The sequence below is a fragment of the Occallatibacter sp. genome, from assembly GCF_049802275.1.
Classification (GTDB): domain Bacteria; phylum Acidobacteriota; class Terriglobia; order Terriglobales; family Acidobacteriaceae; genus Telmatobacter.
The window spans coordinates 1-1847 of the sequence record NZ_JBARMD010000463.1; the positions used below are offsets into that span (position 1 = coordinate 1).

General features: G+C 57.5%; 3 protein-coding genes. All 3 read right to left on the reverse strand.

All coding sequences use genetic code 11. From position 1 onward, the window contains the following. On the reverse strand, window positions 1–216 hold a 216-nt coding region (locus WA354_RS16000; RefSeq protein WP_472814021.1), incomplete at its 3' end, for an NAD(P)/FAD-dependent oxidoreductase. Further along, a complete protein-coding gene (locus WA354_RS16005; protein ID WP_472814022.1) occupies window positions 213–932 on the reverse strand; it encodes a methyltransferase domain-containing protein in 720 nt (239 codons plus the stop codon). The genes WA354_RS16005 and WA354_RS16000, both read right to left, overlap by 4 nt. Further along, window positions 922–1847: type III polyketide synthase (locus WA354_RS16010; RefSeq protein ID WP_472814023.1), on the reverse strand; the 926-nt coding region annotated here is incomplete at its 5' end. The genes WA354_RS16010 and WA354_RS16005, both read right to left, overlap by 11 nt.

The window sequence follows — 1847 nt, forward strand, 5'->3', positions numbered from 1 at the left end:
GGCGCCGAGGTCAAGCGGATCAATCCCAGCCTGTCGCAGATATTGGATAGCCTCGCGGCTCAGAAATTCTCCGCAGACTTTGTGGTGGGCTTCACGCTCCTTTTCAAGCAACGTCACCTCGCGCCCCGCACCAGCAAGGCGAAATGCGACCATCGATCCTCCCAGGCCTCCACCAATCACGAGGTTTTCAACGGAATCGCGCGTCCTTATGGTCATGGCTTCCTTCGTCCCACACAGAGGCGACCCGGCGTGAATCCCTGGATTACGATGTCGTCCTGACGCAAACCGGCTGCGGAACACATCTGGCGCCAATCCTCCGCCACAAAGGCGCGTTGGATAGAGACTGGGCCGTCATGCTGCACAAAGCGGTGCATACCCGCTACTTTCGAGAACGCTTTCAACAGGTGGTAAGGAATCGGTGCGCGGGATAGGTCGTTGATGAACCAGCCAATGCGCGATTGTTCCTCCATCCATTCGAGAAAACGAACAACATCGCTCTTGACGAGATGATGGGTGAATAGCGAGCTGATGACAATATCGATTGGTTCGCCGTTTTGAGAATCGAAAATATCCGCGGCAACCCACTCAATTCGACTATTGGCAGAGCAGGCATTTGCTGCGATCACGACGGTATCGGGATTCAGGTCATATCCTGTCAACTTCACTCGAACCGCGCGCTCCCGCGCCCATTTTTCGATGCGGCGCAAAGTGTCGCCGTAGCCGGATCCGACATCGACGATATGCACCGGCGCGTTGAGCTTATGCAATTGAAGGGAATCAAGCCAGTGAAGGGTCGGTCTGTACCCCAGAAACCACCGGTTCAGCTTCGCGAGATCTTGCAGGCAGGCTTGCAACTCCTCCGGGCTGCAGGGCTCGTCCATCATTTCCGTCAAGTCGGCGCGTCTGCTGAAATCCAGAGAGCTAAGCGCCATGGAAGAGCATCGTTTCCGCAGTGACTCCGGGGCCGAACGACATGGCGCAACCGTGCTGTCCCGAGCGCGCCGCGCGCATGACGCTTTGCAACACAAACATCACGGTCGCTGAAGACATATTGCCGAATTGCGCCAGAACCTCGCGCGACGGGCGGAGAGAATCCTCGCGCAATCCCAATCCTTTTTCGACCGCGTCGAGCACTGTTTTTCCTCCCGGGTGCACCGCCCAGAGATCAATTTCCAACGGATTCCTGCCTGGCGTGATCTGGCAGCCGACCTCTCGCATAGCCTTTGAAATCTCCGCGGGAACCTGACCGGAGAGATGCATGTCGAATCCCATCTCGCGAATTTTCCAGGTGATGAGGTGACTCGTTTCCGGAATGCGCAAGGCGAGGAAGCTATCGATGCCGAGTCCGATGGGCTTGGCGCTCACCACGCATGCGGCGCAGCCATCGGCAAACAGGAGGAACGACAACATCTGCTCGAGTTCCTGCGTCTCCTGCAGGTGCAGCGTGCAGAGCTCGAGGTTCAGAATCAGCACGACGGCTTCGGGCATGGATCGCACGATATGATGCGCCGACTTCAGTGCGTTGATGGCGGCGTAGCATCCCATGAATCCAATCATGGTTCGTTCCACCGATGGATTCAGGCCGAGATTCTCGACAATGTCGTAGTCCAAACCGGGCGCATACAGACCTGTGCACGAAGTCACAATCACGTGCGTAACGCGTTCGCGGTCCTCGGCTGTCAATCCCAGCTTTTTTAGAGCGCACGCTGCCAGCTCCGGCGCGAACTTCTCGAATGTCTCCATGCGCCGGGCGGTCCCCGGAAAGCGCCCGGTGGCATACAGGTCTTCAGCATCCCTCCAAATTCCGTTCTCGCTCGCGATCGGCTGCAGAAAAGAGTAGCGGTGCT